The 21,190-nt window shown below is 67.0% G+C and carries 17 protein-coding genes; 6 read left to right on the top strand and 11 right to left on the bottom strand.

All coding sequences use genetic code 11. The annotated features are described in order from the left end of the window. Positions 1-2: 2 nt before the first annotated feature. The 11 genes from ACFQRJ_RS13635 to ACFQRJ_RS13585 form a co-directional block, all read right to left on the bottom strand. Positions 3-1,058 (bottom strand): substrate-binding domain-containing protein, encoded by a 1,056-nt coding sequence (locus ACFQRJ_RS13635; RefSeq protein ID WP_377019720.1) that lies wholly within the window; start codon positions 1,056-1,058, stop codon positions 3-5. A 118-nt stretch (positions 1,059-1,176) separates the two neighbouring features. Then, on the bottom strand, positions 1,177-2,172 hold the full coding sequence (locus tag ACFQRJ_RS13630; RefSeq protein WP_377019719.1) for an ABC transporter permease: 996 nt from the start codon (positions 2,170-2,172) through the stop codon (positions 1,177-1,179). After that, positions 2,169-3,758 (bottom strand): sugar ABC transporter ATP-binding protein, encoded by a 1,590-nt coding sequence (locus ACFQRJ_RS13625; RefSeq protein WP_377019718.1) that lies wholly within the window; start codon positions 3,756-3,758, stop codon positions 2,169-2,171. The genes ACFQRJ_RS13630 and ACFQRJ_RS13625 overlap by 4 nt, the downstream gene beginning before the upstream one ends. A gap of 315 nt (positions 3,759-4,073) precedes the next feature. Then, complete coding sequence (locus tag ACFQRJ_RS13620) at positions 4,074-5,483, bottom strand: FGGY-family carbohydrate kinase (protein WP_377019716.1); 1,410 nt, start codon at positions 5,481-5,483, stop codon at positions 4,074-4,076. Between the two features lie 2 nt (positions 5,484-5,485). Continuing rightward, positions 5,486-6,421: a sugar-binding transcriptional regulator gene (locus ACFQRJ_RS13615; RefSeq protein ID WP_377019715.1), complete on the bottom strand. Its 936-nt coding sequence runs from the start codon at positions 6,419-6,421 to the stop codon at positions 5,486-5,488. A gap of 335 nt (positions 6,422-6,756) precedes the next feature. Next, complete coding sequence (locus tag ACFQRJ_RS13610) at positions 6,757-8,193, bottom strand: sulfatase-like hydrolase/transferase (protein WP_377019714.1); 1,437 nt, start codon at positions 8,191-8,193, stop codon at positions 6,757-6,759. Between the two features lie 85 nt (positions 8,194-8,278). After that, a complete protein-coding gene (locus ACFQRJ_RS13605; protein WP_377019713.1) occupies positions 8,279-9,100 on the bottom strand; it encodes a carbohydrate ABC transporter permease in 822 nt (273 codons plus the stop codon). Positions 9,101-9,105: 5 nt separating this feature from the next. Beyond that, positions 9,106-10,053: a carbohydrate ABC transporter permease gene (locus ACFQRJ_RS13600; protein WP_377019712.1), complete on the bottom strand. Its 948-nt coding sequence runs from the start codon at positions 10,051-10,053 to the stop codon at positions 9,106-9,108. Between the two features lie 82 nt (positions 10,054-10,135). Continuing rightward, on the bottom strand, positions 10,136-11,407 hold the full coding sequence (locus tag ACFQRJ_RS13595; RefSeq protein WP_377019711.1) for an extracellular solute-binding protein: 1,272 nt from the start codon (positions 11,405-11,407) through the stop codon (positions 10,136-10,138). Positions 11,408-11,456: 49 nt separating this feature from the next. Next, positions 11,457-12,356 carry a dihydrodipicolinate synthase family protein gene (locus ACFQRJ_RS13590; RefSeq protein WP_377019710.1) on the bottom strand — a complete coding sequence of 300 codons (900 nt, stop codon included), beginning with the start codon at positions 12,354-12,356 and terminating at the stop codon, positions 11,457-11,459. A 3-nt stretch (positions 12,357-12,359) separates the two neighbouring features. Further along, positions 12,360-13,064, bottom strand: coding sequence for a FadR/GntR family transcriptional regulator (locus tag ACFQRJ_RS13585; protein WP_377019709.1), 705 nt, complete (start codon positions 13,062-13,064; stop codon positions 12,360-12,362). Positions 13,065-13,242: 178 nt separating this feature from the next. Here ACFQRJ_RS13585 and ACFQRJ_RS13580 point away from each other — a divergent pair, with 178 nt between their 5' ends. The 6 genes from ACFQRJ_RS13580 to ACFQRJ_RS13555 are packed head-to-tail and all read left to right on the top strand — an operon-like array spanning position 13,243 to position 21,081. Next, positions 13,243-14,583 carry an ABC transporter substrate-binding protein gene (locus ACFQRJ_RS13580; protein ID WP_377019708.1) on the top strand — a complete coding sequence of 447 codons (1,341 nt, stop codon included), beginning with the start codon at positions 13,243-13,245 and terminating at the stop codon, positions 14,581-14,583. A gap of 1 nt (position 14,584) precedes the next feature. Next, entirely contained in the window at positions 14,585-15,526 is a 942-nt protein-coding gene (locus tag ACFQRJ_RS13575) for a carbohydrate ABC transporter permease (protein ID WP_377019707.1), read from the top strand. Beyond that, complete coding sequence (locus ACFQRJ_RS13570) at positions 15,519-16,442, top strand: carbohydrate ABC transporter permease (protein WP_377019706.1); 924 nt, start codon at positions 15,519-15,521, stop codon at positions 16,440-16,442. The genes ACFQRJ_RS13575 and ACFQRJ_RS13570 overlap by 8 nt, the downstream gene beginning before the upstream one ends. A 52-nt stretch (positions 16,443-16,494) precedes the next feature. Next, positions 16,495-17,880: a hypothetical protein gene (locus ACFQRJ_RS13565; protein WP_377019705.1), complete on the top strand. Its 1,386-nt coding sequence runs from the start codon at positions 16,495-16,497 to the stop codon at positions 17,878-17,880. Positions 17,881-17,888: 8 nt separating this feature from the next. Continuing rightward, complete coding sequence (locus tag ACFQRJ_RS13560) at positions 17,889-18,773, top strand: MurR/RpiR family transcriptional regulator (RefSeq protein ID WP_377019703.1); 885 nt, start codon at positions 17,889-17,891, stop codon at positions 18,771-18,773. A gap of 52 nt (positions 18,774-18,825) precedes the next feature. Then, positions 18,826-21,081 carry an FAD-dependent oxidoreductase gene (locus ACFQRJ_RS13555; RefSeq protein WP_377019702.1) on the top strand — a complete coding sequence of 752 codons (2,256 nt, stop codon included), beginning with the start codon at positions 18,826-18,828 and terminating at the stop codon, positions 21,079-21,081. Positions 21,082-21,190 lie beyond the last annotated feature (109 nt).

The raw sequence follows: 21,190 nt of genomic DNA, 5'->3' as shown, positions 1-21,190 counted from the left end.
GCTCAGCGCTCCTGCCCGGGGAGGCCCTCGTAGGCGATGTCCTCGGAGGCGAGATTCTCGTCGATGAGGTCCGGCAGCTCCTCCATGAAGGACTCCCGCTCGGTGACGACGTTCTCCATGACGGCATCGACGTTCTCGGATGTCACCGCGGGCATCGTGTAGACGGGCTCGGTGGGGACGTCCTCGCCGCGGGCGATCCCGGCGGCGACGGCGAGCCCGGCCGCCAGCTCGACGGTCCCGTGCTGGAGGGAGGTGCCGATCATGTCGCCGGCCCTGACCGCTTCGAGCCCGTCCTCGATGCCGTCGATGCCCACCACGGGGATGCCGTCCATGCCGGCCTCCCGCAGCGCCTGGATGGCGCCGAGGGCCATGTCGTCGTTCTGGGAGATCACGCCGGTGATCTCGTCACCGAAGGCGGAGATCCAGTTCTTCATCTGATTGACCGCCTCGTCGCGGCTCCAGTTCGCGGTGTCCTGGGCGAGCACCGTGACGCCCGGGTTCTCCGCCAGGATATTCTCGATCCCCTGGCCGCGGTCGAGCTGCGGGGACGAGCCCAGGGGTCCCTCGAGGATCACCACGGCGCCCTCGCCACCGAGCGCCTCCATCATCTGCGTGGCCTCCTGCTCCCCGGCGGCGACGTCATCGGGCTGGACGCTCGCATCGACCTCCACCCCGGACAGCGCGGTGTTCACCGCGATGACCGGGATCTCGGCCGCATTGGCGGCCTGGACCTGGGGGCCCAGGGAATCCGCCTGGACGGGGACGATGATGATCGCGTCCAGGCCCGCGCTGACGTACTGGTCGACCTGGCTGGCCTGGGAGGAGACGTCTCCCCCGGCCGAGTTCCACTGCAGCTGGATGTCTCGGGCCGCGGCGAAGGCCTCCATGCCCTCCCTGCCCTGCGTGATGAACGAGGACATGTCGTACACCGTCACGCCGACGGTGACGGAGTCCGCGCCGGCGCTGCTGGGATCGCCTGCGCCGCAGCCGGTGGCGGCGAGGGTCGCGCCGACGGGCACCGCGGCGAGCATGAGGGTGGTGAAATTCCTGCGCTTCATCGGATTCTCCTTGAGAGAGGGCTGGCGGGTGGTGGGATCGGTGTCGGGGGTCGTGAGCGGCGGTGAGACCGGGCGCCCCCTGGGCTGCCGGCGGCGGTGTACGGGGCAGGTCGGGAGGCTATTTGCGGTTGCGAGTGTTGGCCCAGACGTCGGCGGCGACGGCGGCGACGATGATCACGCCCTTGATGACGTCCTGCCAGTAGGCCGGGACCAGCAGGAGGTCCAGGCCGTTGTTGATGGTCTGGATGAGCAGCAGCCCGATCGCGGTGCCCCAGATGGTGCCGCGACCGCCCATGAGGCTGGCCCCGCCGATCACCACCGCGGCGATCGCGTCGAGCTCGTAGCCCTGCCCGAGGTTGGGCGAACCGGAGATGACACGGGAGGAGAGCATGAGCCCGGAGATCCCGGCGAGCAGACCGCTGATCGCGTAGACGCTGAAGAGGATCCCGCGCGAGCGCACCCCGGCGATCTCGGCGGCCAGCCGGTTGCCGCCGATCGCGTAGACCCGCAGGCCATAGGTGGTGCGGCGCATGAGCAGGGCGAAGCCGACGATCGCTGCGATCATCAGGATCACGGGAACCGTCAGCCCGCCGATGCCCGTGTTCGCCCACATCCCGAACGAGGCCGGGAGGCCGTTGATCGGGGCACCCCCGCCGATGACGTAGGCGACGCCGGAGGCGAGGGTGAGCATGCCGAGGGTGACGATGAAGGGCGGGACGTTCAACCAGGCGACGACCACCCCGTTGGCGGCACCGGCCAGCAGCCCCGCGAACACGGCCGCCAGCAGCGGGAGGATCGGGTTGTCACCGAAGGCCTTGGCGGTCCAGGCGGCGGCCATGGCGCTGGCGGCGATGACGCTGCCGACGGAGAGGTCGATGCCGCCGGTGAGGATCACCAAGGTCTGCCCGAGGGCGATGAGGGCGAACGGGGCCGCTGCGACGAGGATCGTCAGCAGGTTGTCCGGGGTGGCGAACCGCGCGCTGCGATAGGCGAAGAACGCCACGATCCCCAGCATCACCACGATCATGATGTGGCGGATGAGGAAGTCGCGCACGATGGTCGCCCACCTGCCGGACGGAGAGACTGAGGTCGTGGTCGCGGTGTCGTGAGTCACTGGAGGTTCTCCTGGTGGGAGGTGAGATCGGTGGACGGTGCGCCCGAATCCGAGGAGTCCTCGAGACCGGAGGCGAGGCGGAAGATGGTCTCCTGCACGCCGGGGGCGTCCAGCTGCTCCCGGGAGAGCTCGCCGGCCACGGCCAGGCCGCGCATGACCAGTGCGCGGTGCGAGAGTGCGAGGATCTCGGGCATGTCGCTGGAGGCCATGACGACCGCCATGCCCTGCGAGGCGAGATCGACGATGATGCGGTAGATCTCGCTGCGCGCTCCGACGTCGACACCGCGCGTGGGCTCATCCAGCAGGAGCACATCGACGGTGCCCGTCAGCCATCGGCCGAGGACGACCTTCTGCTGGTTGCCGCCGGAGAGGTGCTCCATGCTCTGGCCGAGGCCCGCGGACTTCAGCCGCACCGACTGCATCGCGGATTCGATCGTGGTGCGCCGGCGGCTCTCGGAGAGCACGCCGAACCTGGAGAACGCGGCGATGCGGGGCAGGGTGGCGTTGTCGACGACGCTCATGGAGAGCACCGCGCCGGCGCCCTTCCTGTCCTCGGGGACGATCGCCACGTTGCGGGCGATGGAGTGGCGCGGACTGCCGGGGCGCAGCACACGCCCGGCGATGCTCACCCGGCCGCCGGCGGGCCGACGCGAGCCGTAGAGGCATTCGATCAGCTCGGTCCGGCCGGCCCCGACGAGCCCGGCCAGGCCCAGGATCTCCCCGCGACGGACCGTCACGGAGATCGGAGCGGTCTCGGGCTCCACCGCAAGGTCACGGACCTCGAGGACGGGCTCGGTCGTGTGCTCCGGGCGGGCGGGGAAGAGGTTCTCCAGCTCGCGCCCGATCATGGCGGTGACGATCTCGTCGTCTGTGATCCGTCCGATCGCGGAATCGGCGATGAGCCGGCCGTCGCGCAGCACGATCACGCGATCGGCCATGCTGCGCATCTCCTCCATCTTGTGGGTGGTGAAGAGGATGGCCACGCCGCGATCGCGGCAGCTGCGCACGACCGTCTCCAGCTGCGCGACCTCACGCTCGGCGATCGCACTGGTGGGCTCGTCCAGCAGCAGCACTCGGGCGCCGCGGCTGCTGGCCTTGATGATCTCGACGATCTGACGCACGCCGACGGGCAGCGGGCCCATCCGGACGGTGGGGTCGAGCTCGATCCCGAAATCTGCGAGCGCCTCCTGGGCGCCGGCGATCATGGCGCGACGGTCCAGCAGACCGAGTGCGTTGCGCTCCTCGCGGCCGATGTAGAGGTTCTCGTAGACCGTCAGCTCAGGGATCGAGGCGAGCTCCTGCGGAACGATCGCCACCCCGAGGTCGTTGGCGGCCCGGGTGCTGCCCGGGGTCAGCGCCCGGCCGCGCACCGTCACGGATCCTGCGTCGGGCGTGTACTGACCGGAGGCGATCTTCATGAGGGTTGATTTGCCCGCCCCGTTCTCCCCGGCCAGCGCGGTCACGCTGCCCGGCTCGAGGTGCAGATCGATGCCTTTCAGGACCGGGATGCCACCGAAGGACATCTCGATCCCCTCGCATCGCAGCATCGCGACGCCTGCCTCGGTATCCGTCTGCGTCTGCGACACGCTCAGCTCCTTCGCTCGAGGCCGCACCGGCTGCGACGAGTTCACCGTAGAGCTGATCGATTTCAGTCTGCAAGCACCCGTGCTCACATGAGCAGGGCGGACGGGCGCGCCAGATGGCGCTCAAGCGAGCAGGGGGATTCGTCACCCCGAGCCGTGCTCGACGGCGGCGGGAACTCTGTTCGGAAAGCCACCGGCTGGGCCGCCGGGATCAGGCGGGGCTCGCGGCGCGCCCTGTTCGGACAGCCACCGGCTGGGCCCCGGGATCAGGCGGGGTTCGCAGCGCGCCCTGTTCGAACGGCCGAAGCTCCAACCGGCTCAGCTGGAGTCCGCAGCGGGCCCGGCCGGGCGTCCGAGCCCGGCGGCTCGGTGCGCGGCCCGGACGTCGACGGCCCAGGCCCCGCTGCCCGCGCTGGGGTGATGCGGCGAGAGACCGAGGGGCCAGTGCGGCAGCGTGCCGGTCAGCACCCACGCCGCCTGCCGGGCCGCTCCGAACGCGGCATGCTCCCGATCCGGAGCCGTATGGATCGTCCGCCCTGTCAGGTCGACGAGCGCCTGTCGCAGAGCGCGCGATTTCGCCCCGCCGCCGACGAGGAGGATCCGCCGCGGCTCGCCGGCGGCCCGCGCGAGGGCGTCGGCGGCATCGGCGATCGCGCAGGCCAGGCCGAGCACGGCGGCTCGGGCGATCATCTCCGGCGTGAGCGCCGGGCGGGAGAGCCCCAGCAGCGCGCCGCGCCCCTCCTGCCGCGGAGGGTTCCGCTCGCCATCGAGGTAGGGCAGCATCACGGCGCCCCCGGCCGTCGGCTCGGCGCCGGCTGCCAGCTTGTCCAGCCGGGCCGGGGTGATACCGAGCATGCTCGCCGTCGCGACCAGGACCCGGGCGCCGTTGAGCATCGCGATGATGGGGATGGCGCCGGAGCGCGCATCGGCCATGGTGTCGACCCGGCCGGTCGGGTCGAGGACCGGGCTGGTGGTGCGCATCGAGACGGTCGCGCTCGTCCCCACGGAGATGACCATGTCCCCGACATCGGTCGCCAGCGCCAGATGCGTCGCGGCGTTGTCGCCGCATCCGGCCCCGATGAGCAGCCCCTGCGCGCTCGCCCCGGCGGGGGCGTCCGGGGGAAGCACCTCGGGGGTGCGCACGGCCCTGCCGAAGCTGTGCCGGAGGAGGGCGTCGTCATAGTCGCTGCCGGCGATGGACCAGTATCCGGTGGAGGAGGCGTCGGAACGGTCCGTCGAGGGCGGCGCCACCCTGCCGAGCAACGACCAGGTCAGCCAGTCGTGCGGGAGCAGCACGGTCTCCACCTGCGCGGCGGTCTCCGGCTCGTGCTCGCGCAACCAGCGCAGCTTGCTCACCGGATGCGCGGAGTCCGGCAGCAGACCGGGCGAGCGCAGCCAGCGGTCCGGACCCAGCTCCCGGACGAGATCGGCGCCGGAGGCCATGGCGCGCAGGTCGTTCCACAAGATCGCCGGCCGCAGCACCTCGTTCCGGCGGTCGAGGAGGATAGTGGTGTGCTGCTGGGACGTGATGCTGAGGGCGCGCGCCCCGGTGATCGAACGGCCCCCTGCCTCCCCGAGCGCTTCCCACCACCGCTGCGGCCACACCTCGGAGACCTCCGGGTGACGCGCCGCGGCGGAATGGACGAGCTCGCCGCTGCCCGCATCCACGACCACCACCTTGGTGCTCTGGGTCGAGGAGTCCACTCCGGCGACGCGACGGGAGCCCATACTCACCCCGCCAGCAGGCGGCCTGCCGTGAAGGCGTCTGTCACGATCCCCGTGAGCAGCCCCGAGGCAAGCACGGCGCGGATGGCCCTCGTCTTCGACGGTCCGCCGGCCACGCCGATCCGGGAGCGGACCGCCCGCAGCTGGTCCTCGCGGATCGCGATGCAGCGGTCATCGAGATCATGGACCGCCTGCCCCTTGTCGGTGAGCGCGGTCGCTGCGATCTCGGCGACGACCCCCTGGCGCAGCAACCGCGCTCGATCCTCGTCGGCGATCGCCGGGTTGACCATCATCAGGGAGTTCGGCGGGGCCCACGAGCCGATGGCGCACAGCGCCACGGTCACCTCGTCGAACATCTCCACGGCCGAGCGGATCCCCGGCTGGCGCAGCACGCCGCGGGCGGTCTGGGCATCGCTCATGACCATGGAGGCGTAGATCGGCCAGGGCTGGACATCGGGAAGGTTCGCCAGACGGCGGATCACTTCCAGCCCGCTCTCCTGGATGGGGCCGGCGACGCCGGCGAGCTGGACCACCGCCCGGCAGGGCAGGCTGCTCACCTGGCGCGCCATGACGTTCAGGGTGCGGCCCGAGGTGAGCCCGAGGATGTCCTCCGGACCGACGAGATCGTCGATCAGATCGGCAGCGAACGTGCCGAGTGACATCTGGGCCTCCGCGTCGGTATCCACCGGGAGCTCGACGGCAATCGCGTGCTGAAGGCCGTACCGCTGCTTGAGCTGCATCGACAGATCGAGGTCCACACCTGGGGTGCTGACGATCTCGAAGCGGATGATCCCGCGGGCGACGGCCTCCTCGAGCATCCTCCCGACCTTGAAGCGGCTCAGCCCGGTCTCCTCGGCGATCTTCACCCGGGACTTCCCTTGGACGTAGTGCTCCCGCGCGGCGTGCGCAAGCTGCACGTTCGAGAGCGGCCCGATGTCCACGATCGTCTCCTTCGACCCCGAGTATTCGCGAGGTACGACGGTCCTCGGGGGTGCTCACAGTAGCACTGGAGTGCACCTATGAGCGGGCTCGGGGTGCGCAACGGCGCCTACCGAGCCGCGTGAGCGACGCTGCGTGGTCTGCCTCCGACAGACCTGCACCGCGCGAGCCGGCCGCAGTTGTCGACCCGGGGCGACGGGATCCCGCCGAGGACGGTCGAGGCGTCTGCGAGCCCGAGGGCGCCGGGCTCGGCGAGGGACACCGTGCTCCCTGACAGCAGGAGTGCGTTGGACGGGTGAGCGAGAGAGCGCAGGGTGAGCGGCTGCGCCCCTGATTCTTATCCCAGCGGCCCGACGGGCAGATAGCGATACGTGCCGTCCTGGGCGCCGGTCACCGTGTAGTCGCCGGTCTCTTCCGCGATCTGCCACATGCGGGCCACCATGGCACGCAGCATATCGGCATGGTCGGGGTCGCGGACCAGATTGACTCGTTCACCAGGATCCGCCTCCAGGTCATACAGCTCGTCGAAGTCGAAGGCGTTGAAGACGTACTTGTACCGCCCTTCCCACACGATCCGCTGGGTGTAGGAGAACCGCTGTCCGTGGAACTCGGCGAACGCGGTCTGCCGCGGCGGGCCGCTTTCGCCCATCAGCTGCGGCAGCAGGTCGACGGCGTGACCGCCGAGGCCGTGGCCGGTCAGCTGAGCGATCGTCTCGGCGATGTCGTGGGATTGGGTCAGATCGTCGATGACCTGTCCGGGCGGGATCATTGCCGGCCACGAGACGATCATCGGCACGCGGTAGACCTCCTCGAAGCCGGGCACGCCTTTGAGCAGCAGCCGGTGCGCCCCCATGAGGTCGCCGTGATCGGTCGTGTAGACGACGATCGTGTCCTCCAGCTGGCCGGCCGCCTCGATGCGTTCCAGGAGTCGACCTACCTGGTCGTCGACCATGGAGCAGAGCGCGTAATAGCACGCCATCGCGTTCCGGAACTCGTCCGGCGAGACGTCGGCCCAGACGCTCTGCTGACGACGGTAGATCGCCGGTCGGTCGGCGAGATCGTCCTCGAAGCTGTCCGGCAATGGCAGCGAGGCCGGGTCATACCGATCGACGTACGCCGAAGGGGCCACGTACGGCTCGTGTGGCGCTTTCGTACTGACCATGACTGCCCAGGGTTCGTCCTTCTCCATCGCGGATTCGAGGAAGGACAGGGCTCGGGAGACGGTGAAGTGCTCGAGGGTGCTCTCCACCGGCTCCTCGGTCACGCCGTAGAGCAGCAGATCACGGTAGCCCGGCTGAGCGACCGTGCGCGTCGGCTCCGAGAGGACCGGCTTGTCGGCCAGGCCTAAGCTGCGCCGGTACGCGTAGTACTCGGCCTCCGGCTCGAAGTACGCGCCGTCCTCGGTGAATCCGAAGCGCTCCATCTCGCCGCTGCGCTCGACATGCCATTTGCCGAAGTATCCGACCCTGTATCCAGCGTCCGCAAGACGGTTGCTCCACATCGGGAGCCCGTCCACGAGATCCGCGCGGAAGGTCGGCACGGCGTGATAGACGTCGACCATCCCGTGCTGGTGGGGCAGCAAACCGGTCATGAAACTGGCCCGGGCTGGTGAGCAGATGGGGCTGGGCGTATAGCACCGTGTCAATCGAGCACCGCGTTCGGCCAGTTCCGTCAGGTGCGGGGTCCGGCACGGCCCGGTCGGGTCCACAGTCCCTGCTTGCTGCTGGTCGCTCATGACGACCAGCACGTTCGGTCGTTGCTGGGGAGTTGCCATCGGTGACCTTTCATGCGCTCGGCGTCAATGCTGGAGCCTCGGGCGGCGGATCCGGTCGTACCCCGGGGCGCGCCCCGGGCCGCTTTCAATCCTTCAGCCCTCCCTCGGTGAGCCCGGCCACGACGTGCTTCTGGAGAAGGATGAACACCACGATGATCGGGATCGCGATGACGGTGGAGACGGCCATCAGATTGGTCCACTGGGTGCCGAAGCTCGCGATGAACCTGTTCAGGACCACGGTGATCGGCTGCTTGTCGTCGCTGGTGGCGAGGGTGAGGCCGAAGACGAACTCGCCCCAGGTCATCACGAAGGTGAGGGTGGCGACCATGACCAGTCCCGGCCGCACCAGTGGCAGTCCCACGCGGCGGAACGCCCCGAAGACGGTGCAGCCGTCGAGCCTCGCGGCTTCGAGCAGGTCTCCGGGAATCGCCCCCATGTACGGACGCAGCAGCACGACGGCGAACGGGAGAGTCACGGAGACGTTGGCGATGATGAGGCCGGTGTACGTATCCACCAGTCCGTACTGGCTGAAGATCGCGAACATAGGCAGAGCCAGGCTGATCGTCGGCAGCATCTGCGCCGCGAGCAGCAGGAACAGCACGGCGCCGGTGACCCGGAAGCGGAACTTCGCAAGCCCGTACGCCGCCGGCGTCCCCAGCACGAGGGTCAGCAAGAGCGTGGGCAAGGTGATGATGGTGCTCGACCTCAGGCCCTGCCAGATGGCCGGGTCCGAGACCACCGTATCGAGGTACGCCTGCAGGGTCGCCGGCGACGGCACGATGTCCGGTGGCGCATCGAAGACGTCCGAGGGCAGCTTCAACGAGGTCGCCACCATCCAGTAGACGGGGATGAGGTAGACGATGACCAGCGCAACGGCTGCCACGGTCAGCGCCGTGGTCTTCTTCATGGTGCTCAGCCCTCTCTCCGAGTGGAACGGAAATAAACGACGGCAAGGAGCATGGGTACCACCAGAAGCAGTGTGTTCACGGTTGCTCCCGCGCCCAGGTCGAAGTTCACGAAGGCTTCGTTGTACGCGAGGATCGGCAGCACGGTGGTGGCGTCTCCCGGGCCGCCACGGGTCAGGATGAAGATCGTGTCGAAGGTCTTGAAGGTGTAGATGAACCCGAGCAGCGCCACGACGGACAGCACGGGCCGCAGCAGAGGAACCGTGATGAACCAGAAGGTGGCCCACCGGCTTGCACCGTCGAGCTCCGCCGCCTCGTACGTCGTGCGCGGGATGTTCTGAAGGCCGGCGATGATCAGCAGCATGGCGAAGGGCACCATCGACCAGGCTGTCGCCAAGGTGACCGCCGGCAGCGCGAGTGTAGGGCTGCCCAGCCAGAACACAGGCTCGGGGATGATCCGCAGGGTGGTGAGAACGTAGTTGACCAGACCACTGGTGCCATCGAGCATCCACCGCCAGACGTTCGCCGCTACCACCGAGGGCAATATGTATGGCAGGAAAAGCACCGAGCGCAGCAACTTGTTGCCCGGGAACTGCTTGTTGAAGAGAAGCGCGAACGCCGTCCCGATCGTGAGCATGAGAACGATCGTCGACATCGTGTACACCAGGGATGTGACGAGACTGGTCCAGATCTCTGGGTCCGTGAGCGCCTGTACGTACTGGCTCACACCGACCCACTGAACGGTCCCGCCCAAGAACTTCTGGATGGGGGCGTCGTAGAAGCCGAGATTCACGTTGTACACCAACGGATAGACGGTCGTGGCGACGACGAAGAGGACCGCGGGGAGGATGAAGAGATACTTCCCGAGGCTCTGTGCACGTCTTGCTCCCCGACCGCCCCGGGACGGTCGATGTGCCGTGGCCCTTGCTGCAGGCGCACTGCGCGTCGTGGTCATCATCGAGCTCCTTCGACGTGATGACGGGTTGTGCTCTCGGGCGCATACCCTGCGCACCAGTAGATGGCGCCAGGTTCCTGTGTCACTGCTGCAGTGCCTCGTCGGTCGACGACTGCAGCGTGGCCAGGGCGTCATCGATGCTCGAGGATCCGCTGAGGACGGACTGCAGGGCCAGTTGGACTGCAGTGAAGATCTCGGCCGAGGCCGGCGAGACGCTCTCCTCGGGCGCCCAGGCGATCTCGAGCTGGTCGACGAACACCTTCTTGACCGGGTCCTGCCACTGCTCATCCTCGGCAGTGTCCGTACGCACCGGAAGTTTGTTGCGCTCGGGCAGGTACTCGTTCATGACCTCGGGCCGCTGCATCCACGTGATCAGATCCCAGGCGGCATCGGGGTCGCTCGCGGTGCTGGAGATCGTGAGGTTCTCGGCAGAAAGCCACGACACCGAGGTCTCGTCGGCCGGCATCGGGAGGATCTCCACCTCGAGGTCTGGTGCTTCGTCGGCAAGCGAGGTCAGATAGGACGCGGAGTTGATCATCATCGCGGCGGTCTCCGTTCGGAACTGTGCGTAGACGTCGTCCTCCGTCCAGGTCAGAACGCCTTCGGACACGCCCCCTTCCTCGAGCATCCGCAGGAATGAGTCCATGGCGGCGGTCCCGGCGGCGCCCGTGAAATCGGTGATGTCGCCGCCGGCGGCCAGGAACCGCAGCAGCCAGGCGGTGGCGCCCTCGACGCCGTTCCTGCCGCAGTACGCCAGGCCGTAGCTGCCCTCTCCGGCAGCGTCGATAGCCGCGGTTTCTGTCTCGTCCCAGGTCGTGGGGGCCTGCGCCCCGGCCTCGTCCAGCGCAGCCGTGTTCGTCCACAGTGCGTAGGTATCCGCCACGTGGGGAATGCCGAAGGTCGCCCCGTCCACCTGGGTGGTGTCCCACGGGCCGGCGAAGTACGAGTCCTGTTCTCCCCACTCGGCGACCCGATCGCTGAGGTCCATGAGGATGTCCGAGCCTGCGAACAGCGCCGTGTCGAAGGCGTTGACGAGAGCGATATCGGGAAGGCCGCCGCCGGTGGCGGCCTGGAGGAGGGTCCGATTGAAGTCACCGAACGGGACATGGCGGATATCGACCTCGGTGCCAGTCTCGTCGGTGTACCGCTTGACCAGCGCCTCGATGGGAGCGGTCGCGACTCCCCCGTAGTAGTGCCAGAACGTGATGGCGCCGGATCCGCCGCCATCACTCGCTCCGGAATCTTCGGTCTCGGGGGTTCCGCCGGGGGTGCAGGCCGCGAGGGCTGCCGCCGTGAGACCTGCTCCTCCCATCAGTGCGGTACGCCGGGTAAGGGGTGTGTAGCGCTGCAACATGACGACTCCTTCGTAGCCAAGGTGACGGGGTGGTGAAGCGATTGGAGGTTCAGGCGGTCAGGTCGAGGGCGGCGATGTCCTCGAGGAGTCGGCGCCGGGTGGCGTCGTCGAGATCGAGCAAGGGGCGACGGCTCGCCCCCATGTCCAGGCCCCGGGAGTCGAGGATGGCTCGGAGAGCGGGCATCACGCCGTACGCCGCGAGCACTCGCACGAGGTCCTCGACTTGGCGCTGCACGGCCATGGCCGCGTCGTGGTCGCCGTCGCGGTAGTGCCGTAGCAGGTCCAGGTAGAGCGTGGGGAAGGCGTTGAACGTGCTGCCGATGGCTCCGCAGGCGCCGACAGACAATCCGGCGTAGATCACCTCGTCGTGTCCGTTCCATACGCGAAAGTTCCCATCACGCAGCCGCGTGAACGCGGACATCTCGAAGACGTCACCGGAGGTGTTCTTCAGCCCGTGCAGATTGGGCTGCTCGACGAGCTCAGCCAGGAGTTCCTGCGAGAGCCGGACCCCGGAGCGGGCCGGAAAGTTGTAGGCGATTAGCGGTGCGGGCGCGTCACGGATCAGATCCAGGAAATAGGCCCGGACCTCGGTCTCGGTCAAGGGGATCGACGGCAGGATCGAGGAGATGGCGTCCGCGCCCGCCGCTACGGAGCGGTCGGCCAGCTGCAGGGTCAGCTCGGTGGAGTTCGTCCCGACATGCGCGATGACCGGAACCTCGCCGTCCACCGCAGCGACCACGGCGCGAGTGCACAGCACGCGACTCTCCTCGTCCAGCGCGACGCCGTCGCCGGTGGATCCGCACACGTACAGCCCGTCGATGCCTGCCTCCACCAGTTGACTGGTGTGCTGCTGGAGGACGTCGACGGCGACGGTCCCGTCGGGGCGGTAGGGGGTCAGCAGGGCGGCGACGATCCCGTCCGCGCGGTCCAGGATGTTCAGGGATGTCATGGTTCAGCTCTCCTGGTGGTCAACGGGACGACGCTCGACCAGGGAGTCGGCGCGCTGTCGGATGTCGATGAAGTGGTCGTCGAGCGCGACGATCGGGTCGTGATGCTGTGGGTTCCGCAGCGCGGCGACGATGGCGGCGTGGCGATCGGCCAGGTCGTCGTACCGCAGGGCGGGGAGCTGGTCCCGCATCTTGTCCATCAGCTGCCAGAACGCTTCGAGCGTTCCATCGATCACGCGGTTGCGGAGGTCGACGTACAGGCAGCGGTGGAACTCGCGATCTTGTTCGGGGAAGGCGAGCCCCTTCGACTCGAGCACGTGCATCTCCGCGACGATCTCGTCGAGCCGCGCGAGCTGTTCCTCGCTGATGCGCTCCGCGACTTCGCGGATCAATCCGCGCTCCAGGGCGGCGCGGGCCACGAGCAGTTCGTCGAGGTCGGCACCGGAGTCGATCAGCTGATACGGGAGTCGCGAGATCACCGGCTCCACGGAGAAGGAACGCAGGAACAGTCCACGTCCCTGATGCGCCTCGAGCACCCCTTGTGACTGCAGCGCACGCGTCGCCTCCCGCAGCGTGGCCCGGCTGGCGCCAAGCTGTTCTGCGAGTTCACCTTCGGACGGGAGGGCGTCGTGGGGCTTGAGACCCAGGTGCTGGATGAGTTCCAGCAGCTCGTGCTGCAGGGTCTCGAACCGACGGGTGACGTGTGCCATGGACGGAAGTTATCAGATATCCGACAACCTAGGAAGGGGGTCCATGGGAGCGGGTCGCACGCCCTGCTCCGCCATGCACATTCTTTACAGTGGAACTTGACGCTCCACCCTATTTCTGTGAATCTTGTTCACCACAGCACGTTCACCCTGTACGCAACGAAGCGTCGGAGGACCACGAATGCAGAGTGCTTCCGCCCCACCCCCGAGCAACCGATCGCCGCTCCTGACCCCCATACGCCGACGCAGTTTCGCCGGGCTCGCCGGAGCCGCAGCCGCGGCCACGCTCGCCGGTTGCGCCTCCGAAGACACCTCGAAGGACCTGAACACGCTCCGCGTCTGGGGAGGAGTTCCGCCCGAGAGCGGCCCCCAGACCCTCGTGGACCACTTCATGGAGAAGCATCCCGACCAGCACGTCACCTACACGCGGTTCGTCAACGATGACCGAGGCAACCTCAAGCTCAACACCGCCCTCCAAGGCGGCGTCGATATCGATGTGTTCTTCACGTACGACCCCGCGAATCTGGCCATGCGGTCAGGGTCAGGGATGGCTTCCGATGTCAGCGACCTGGTTCGCTCAACGCCCGAGTTCGAGCCCTTTCTGGATACGAACGAGCCGAAGGCCCTGTTCGACGGCGAGGCCATCACCGCACTGGCGACCACGAAGGAGCCGAACTTCCTACTGCTGAACGAGTCGATGCGCGACGAGGCGGGCATCTCTCTCCCAGAAGCCTGGAAGCTCGACGAATATCTGGAGGCAGTCCGCGAGCTGGCCGGCCCCGAGCGGTACGGGACCTACAAGCTGCCCGACCTTCCCCGCATCGAACTCGGCCCCAACTACTGGTACACCGAGGACGGTGGCTCGAACTTCGAACACCCGGCGTTCCTTCGCCACTTCGACCTCACCGCTCAGATGATCCGTGAGGGTCAGATCTTTCCCTGGTCGCAGGTCTTGGCTCGCCAGATCGAGGCATACCAGCAGAACAATTTCATCGCCGGTGACTTCGCCGTCTGGGGAACAGCGCCCTTCAGCCTGCGCTATCTCAATGATCCCGAGAACTATCCGCACGACTTCCTCACCAGCTGCGCGCCGATGCCTACCATCGATGGGGCGGGCTGGAACAGCGGCGTCTACGGCAACCACATCCAGATCAACGCCAAGAGCCCCAAGCAGGAGATTGCCCGGGAGTTCGTGAAGTTCTGGCTCCTCGAAGGCGCTGCGGACATGGCCCCCGGAGGCAAGATCCCTGCCCTCGACAACGTCGACCCCGGCATCCAGCTCGAGGGCATCCTCGGAGAGGACATGGAGTCCTACTTCGACGTGGCGTCCTTCCGGCACACCCTCTTCGACAACGGCCCGAAGCTGCTCACGGATACCAACCTCACCGCGGTTGCTGAGATCACCCACACCTACGAGCAGCAGCGCGACGTCTGCTGGCTGCTCGAACGGACGCCCGAGCGGGCGATCACGACGATCCATGCCGATGCCGACGCGCTCATAGAGCGCTTCCGGGAGGACTGAGATGACCACCACCCCAGCTCCCGCTTCTGCCCCTGCACGTACGCGCTATTCCGGGCGCGCACCCTCGGATCCGAAGCCTTTCGTCGGCTGGCTCTTCGTCGCGCCCAATCTGCTCGGGGTGCTGCTGTTCACCTTCGTGCCGTTGGTGTCGGTGATTCTGTTGTCCTTCACCGAGTGGAACCTGGTGTCCGGGTTCGAGGGGATCGAGTTCGTCGGTCTCGACAACTTCCTCTTCGTCCTGCAGGATCCGACATTCTGGCGCAGCCTATTGATCACCGTGATCTACGCCGGCGTGGCTGTGCCGCTGACCCTGGCAGTGGGCCTGTTGCTGGCGATGGCCCTCAACCGGGACCTGCCAGGGCGCGGGCTCCTCCGGGCCTGCTTCTTCATTCCCTACATCGTCAACATCGTGGCCATCGGGATGACCTGGATGATGCTCCTGGATCCCTCTGCCGGGCTGCTGAACCAGTTCCTGGGAACCTTCGGAGCGGAGTCGCTGCCCGGCTGGTTCGCCAGCTCTCGGTGGGCGCTGCCGGCTCTGATCCTGGTGACGATCTGGGCGCAGGCCGGATACGCGTGCCTGATCTACCTTTCGGCCCTCCAGGACGCCCCGGAGCAACTGTACGAAGCCGCGCGGATCGACGGCGCGGGTCGCTGGACGATGTTCCGGTCCATCACGTGGCCAGCGCTGCTTCCGGCCTCGATCTTCCTGCTCATCACCCTGTTCGTGGGCATTTCGCAGAGCTTCGGGATGATCGCGCTGATCACCAACGGGGGCCCGGGCGCCTCGACCACGACGCTCTCGTTCTACATGTACCAGACCAGCTTCCAGTTCTACCGGTTCGGCTACGCCTCCGCCGTGGGCCTGGTGACGTTCCTCGGAATCTTCGCACTGATGCTCGGGATGTGGCGAGCACAGAGAGGCAAGGCCCTCCATGACTGACACCCTGCAACCGAACCTCACCGGCCCGACCTCGAACAGCGGAGTAGAAGGGGCTCGCTCGGACATCGCCTCACGCCAGGCTCTGCACCGACGTAGGCGGCGCGTGCGTCGCTGGGCCTGGGGCGTCCCCCTGTGGCTGCTGGCTGTGCTGTTCCTGCTGCCGTTCGCATGGATGATCTCCACCTCCTTGAAGCCCGACGCCGAGGCGTTCTCCGTTCCGATGCGTTGGATCCCCGAGGACTTCCGCTGGGAGAACTACTCCGAAGTGCTGTTCGGAGAAGGGTCGATACTGCCGGCGTTCGGCAACTCCGTCTTCGTGGCACTGTTCCGCGTGGTCGGAGAGCTCGCCACGGCCACCCTGGCCGGATATGCCTTCGCGAAGCTTCGGTTCCGGGGGCGAAACCTCGTGTTCATCGCCTACCTCGCGACGTCGCTGATACCGGCGCAGCTGCTCTTGGTTCCACGCTTCGTATACTTCCAACAACTGGGGCTTTACGACTCACTGTGGGCACTGATCCTTCCTGGCATGTTCACCGTCTTGGGCACCTTCCTCATGCGCCAGTTCTTCGTGAGCCAGCCCGGCGAGTTCGCGGAGGCGGCCCGCATCGATGGCGCAAACGAGCTGCAGATCTTCTTCCGCATCTACCTACCCGGCGCCATGCCCATGGTCAGCGCGCTCGCGATCCTCACCTTCGTGTGGTCGTGGAACGACTACGAGACGCCTCTGGTCTTCCTCTCCACGCCCGAGAACTACACGCTGCCCTTGGCATTGACCAACTTCACCGACGAGACCGGGGCGATCATCCCGGGCATCTCGATGGCAGCCGCAGTCATCTCGATCATCCCGATCCTCGTAGTTTTCCTGATCTTCCAACGCCGCTTCGTGCAGGCCCTGACCGAGAGCGCTCTGAAGTGACGCCGACGCCGCCAGATACTCCGTACCCCACCACCCTCAGGAGACCCTTCAGATGACCACTCTCTCCACCGTCTCGGGCGTCGCCCCCGGTCTCGCACAGATCGGCGACTTCGGCCCGCCGCGCAGCGAGCTCGGAGTCGGAGCGCTGATGCCCTACAACGGCGCCCTGTATGTCCAGAACTACAACTCGCACCGCGCAGAGTCGGGAGCGGGAGTGAGTCTCCGCCGCATCGAGGACGACTTCTCGATGGAGAAAGTCCCGGAAGCGATCGGGGTGGACGGCACCTTCACCAACCGTTTTGTGCACTTCGAGACCGGAATGCTGGTGATCGGCCCGCACGTGATCGAACCAGACCACACTGTGCATACCGTCGACGAGCTCGCAGGGCATCGCCTGTGTGGGACCGCGCGGCATCTGACCCGCCCCGAGACCCATGTGTACGTGCTGACGATGGAGGGCCTGGTCTACGAGCTCGATGTCACCACTCGCCAGGCGAGAGAGTTATTCGACCTCAACGAGGAACTCGGCACCGACGGAGAGATGAAGGTCCACTACAAAGACTGCTACACCGCGCACGGACGACTGGTCATCTGCTCGAACGAATACGGCGAGGACGACTGGGCCGGCAGACAGAGCCGAGGCCGGCTCGCAGAGTACGACGGATCGACATGGCGGATCATCGCACGAAAGCCCTACACAGCCATCAGCGGACGCGGCGACTTCACCGACACCATCTTCGCCACCGGATGGGATGAAGCATCCGCGATCCTCGAGGTATACACCGCGCGCAACAGCACGTGGACTCGTTATCGTCTCCCGAAGGCGTCCCACACCTTCGACCACAAGTGGCAGACGGAGTGGCCCCGCATCCGCGAGACCGAGCACGAGCGTCTCCTCGTGGACCACCACGGCATGTTCTACGAGCTCTCGCCCTGGGCCTATGGGGGCAGGATCTGGGGGCTGCGGCCGATCTCCACCCACCTATGGGTGCTCGGCGACTTCTGCTCGTGGAAGGGCATGCTCGTGTTGGGCGCAGACAATGCCTCCCCCAGCCACGGCAAGAATGTCACCACCGCAGAGCCGCAGTCCGGCCTCTGGTTCGGGAAGACGGACGATCTCTGGGGCTTTGGCAAGCCTGCCGGCTGGGGAGGGCCGTGGTGGCGTAGAGGTGTGCGCGCCGGAGAGCCGTCGGACCCGTACTTGATGACCGGTTTCGACAACAAGTGCCTTCATGTGGAGAACCATGGCGAGGCCACCGCACAGTTCGACATCGAGGTCGACATCCATGGCGATGGATCCTTCATGCGAACCAAGCGCCTCGATGTGGCTCCGCGCGAGCTCGTCACCCACGTCTTCCCCACCGGGTTCAGTGCGCACTGGATCAGAGTCATCAGCGACAGTGACACCGTTGCGTCTGCCCAGCTGTTCTATACCTGAGAGCTACCATGACCCCTGCGAATGATGCCTCCCCTCGGCCCGCACTGCAGGCCGTTCGCGAGGTGCTCCCAGATCTCAATATCACCATGCGCCGCGTGGCGGAGGAGATCCTCGCCGACCCCCTCAGTGCGGGCTCATCGAGCATCACGGCGCTCGCAACACGCGCCGGGGCCGCTCCGGCATCGGTGTCCCGCCTCGCGACCCGACTGGGTTACTCCGGGTTCCCGGCATTTCGCTCCGCGATCGCCCTGGAGAACGGGCGTAATGTGCAATCCGGGTGGGAGCGCGACATCGGCAGCGAGATTACCCCCGACGACTCCCCTGCCGACGTGCTCGACATCTTGGCCGGCACCGCAGCCCGTGCCCTGCGGGACGCCGCCGCCAGCATCGATGTCAGTAGTCTCGAGAGGGCCGCCTATGTGATCGCACGAGCGGAGCGTGTCCATCTATACGGCGAGTGGGGGGACTCGGTGGCACTGCGCGAGCTACACATGCGCCTGCAGCGGATCGGGGTGGCTGCCTGGTTCCTCGACAGCGGGCCCGTCACCCTTCACGCGGTGTGCAACACGCTCACGGACAAAGACGTAGTCGTGGTGCTCAACCGATCCGGGCGGGACGACGTGAGTGCCCGTCTCCTTCACGAGGCGCGTGCCATGGGTGCGACCACGGTGGGCATCCACGGCGCACCGGAGTCGTCCATCGATCAGGGCGCCGACATCAGCATCTTCAGCGGGATCCGTAACGGAAAGGTCTGGACCCACTACTACTCCGGGCGCGCAAGCGACACCCTCGTCACCAGCCTGCTGTGGGTGCTGGTCGCTCAGCGCCGCTCTGCCGACGAGTCGATGCGATTCATCGATGACGGCACCCTGGGCGACCGGGAACAACCATGACCCCTTCGCACCCTGACCAGTTTGAACCACCCCCCGATAGGAGAGACGTCCCGTGATCGAGGAGACGATCTACGCCGATATCGCCGTACTGGGCGGAGGGCTGGCCGGTGTCTGCGCCGCGATCGGCGCCGCCCGCCAGGGCCGGGAGGTGGTGCTCGCCCAGAACCGTCCCGTGCTCGGTGGGAATTCCTCGAGCGAGGTGCGGGTATGGGTGTGTGGAGCCACCGCCCACGGTATCCATCTGTTCGCTCGTGAGACCGGCATCATGGGCGAGCTGTTCGTGGAGAACCAGTTCCGCAATCCCGAGGGCAACCCGTACTACTGGGACCTGCTGCTTCTGGAGAAGGTGCAGGCGGAGCAGAACATCACCCTGCTGCTGAATACGGACATCACGGAGGTCGAAGCGGACGGCCCGACGGATGCTCGCGTCATCCGCAGCGTGCGGGGTTGGATGAGTGGCTCCGAACGACAAATCACGCTGCAGGCACCGACGTTCATCGATTGCACCGGCGATGGGCTCGTCGGCTACCTTGCCGGCGCCGAGTACATGACTGGGCGTGAACCGCGCTCGCAGTTCGGGGAGTACTGGGCGCCAGAGGTGCCCGACCAGAACATGCTGGGCAGCACGATCCTGTTCTACTCCAAGGATGTGGGCGAGCCGTCGAAGTTCGTGGCCCCGAAGTTCGCCGTGGACGTCGCCGCCGCCGGGATTCCGGAGCACCGGGTGATTCGCCAAAACATGAAGGGCTGCGCCTTCTGGTGGATCGAATGGGGCGGCGAGCTGGACGTTGTGCACGACAATGAGCGGATCCGCGATGAACTTCAGGCCGTCTGCTACGGCATGTGGGACTACATCAAGAACTCCGGCGAGTTCGACGCCGAGAACCTCACGCTGGAGTGGGTCGGCTCCGTGCCCGGCAAACGCGAGTACCGTCGCTTTGTGGGCGAGCACATCCTCACCCAACAGGACGTGCTGGGCCAGACGGAGTTCGAGGACCGCATCGGTTACGGCGGCTGGTCCATCGACCTCCACCCCTCCGGCGGGGTCTACGCCACCGAACCCGGCTCCAAGCACTGGCATCCCGACGGGAACTACCACCTCCCGCTGCGCATGCTGTTCTCGAAGAACGTCACGAATATGTGGATGGCCGGGCGGAACATCAGCGCCAGCCATGTCGCTTTCGGCTCGACACGCGTGATGGCGACCTGCGCCTTGCTCGGCGAGGCCGCCGGGATCGGGGCCGCGCTCGCCCAGCAACTGGACGTCACGCCGTCTGCACTGGCGAACGAGCACGTCACGGAGCTGCGGCGTGCGATGGTGCGGGCCGACGCCTCGGTGCTGGGCCTGGTGCACGACGACCCGGCCGACCTCGCTCTGCAGGCCGAGGTGCGGGCCTCGTCGACCAAGACGACGCTGGCGTCGACCCAGAGCGCGGGACTCGCTCCGCTCGTGGATGACCTGGGCCTGGTGCTGCCGGTGGATCCGCGACTGGACGGGATCGATGTGCTGGTCGACGCGGCCGGGTCGACGGAGCTGCAGGCCTCCCTGCACGCCACGTCCGCGCCGCAGAACTATCTGCCGGCGGACGAGATCGCAGAGGTGACCGTGCCCGTGGAACCGGGCCGTACGTGGGTGCATCTGCCGCTGTCTTGGAAACCGGAGACGGCGCGGAACGGCTTCGTGATCCTGCGCGCGAACCGGGAGTTGGCCGTGCACGAGGGGGCGTGGGTTGAGCCCGGCACGGTGACGATGATCCATCGCGTGATGCCTGAACACGAGCGGTACACCGAACAGTGGCGGGCCTGGAAGGAGACCCTCCACGGCAGCGGCATCTGCTTCCGCGGGTCCGCTCCGACGGACGCGTTCCGGCCCGAGCAGGTGCGCGGCGGTTATGCGCGGCCGTACGGCGGGCCGAACATGTGGGTCTCGGGGCCGACCAGCGAGGATCCGGAGCCGTGGTTGGAGCTGTCGTGGGCGGAGCCGGTGCACTTCGGCAGCTTCGAGACTATCTTCGATGACGACGTGAACGAGGACCTGATCAATCTGCACCATCACCGGACAGCCGCCGAGGTGATGCCGACGCTGGTGCAGGACGCGCGGGTGGAGGTGCTGGTCGAAGATGTCTGGCGTGAGGTGTCTCGGGTCGCGGGGAACCGGAAGCGGCGGTGGATCGCCGATTTCGGCGAGCTACCCGTGCGGCGCCTGCGTGTGGTCATCCGGGAAACCGATGCGTCGCGAGAGGCACGACTCGTGGCACTCCGGGCGATCACCGCTTGGGCGGCGTACAGACCCACGCCGGGTCTCTGAATCCCTAGGGCGTGTCTCCTATATGTGAGGCGGTTTCACTTGAGAGCCTGTATGCATGGCTACCGCGACGACTCGACATCAGGTCCTGTCCGACGAGCAGTGGGAGCGG

It is taken from the genome of Brachybacterium sp. GCM10030252, assembly GCF_042666535.1.
In the GTDB taxonomy this organism is placed as follows: domain Bacteria; phylum Actinomycetota; class Actinomycetes; order Actinomycetales; family Dermabacteraceae; genus Brachybacterium.
Note: the sequence above shows the minus strand (reverse complement) of the source record. Positions and strands in the feature narration are given on the sequence as shown.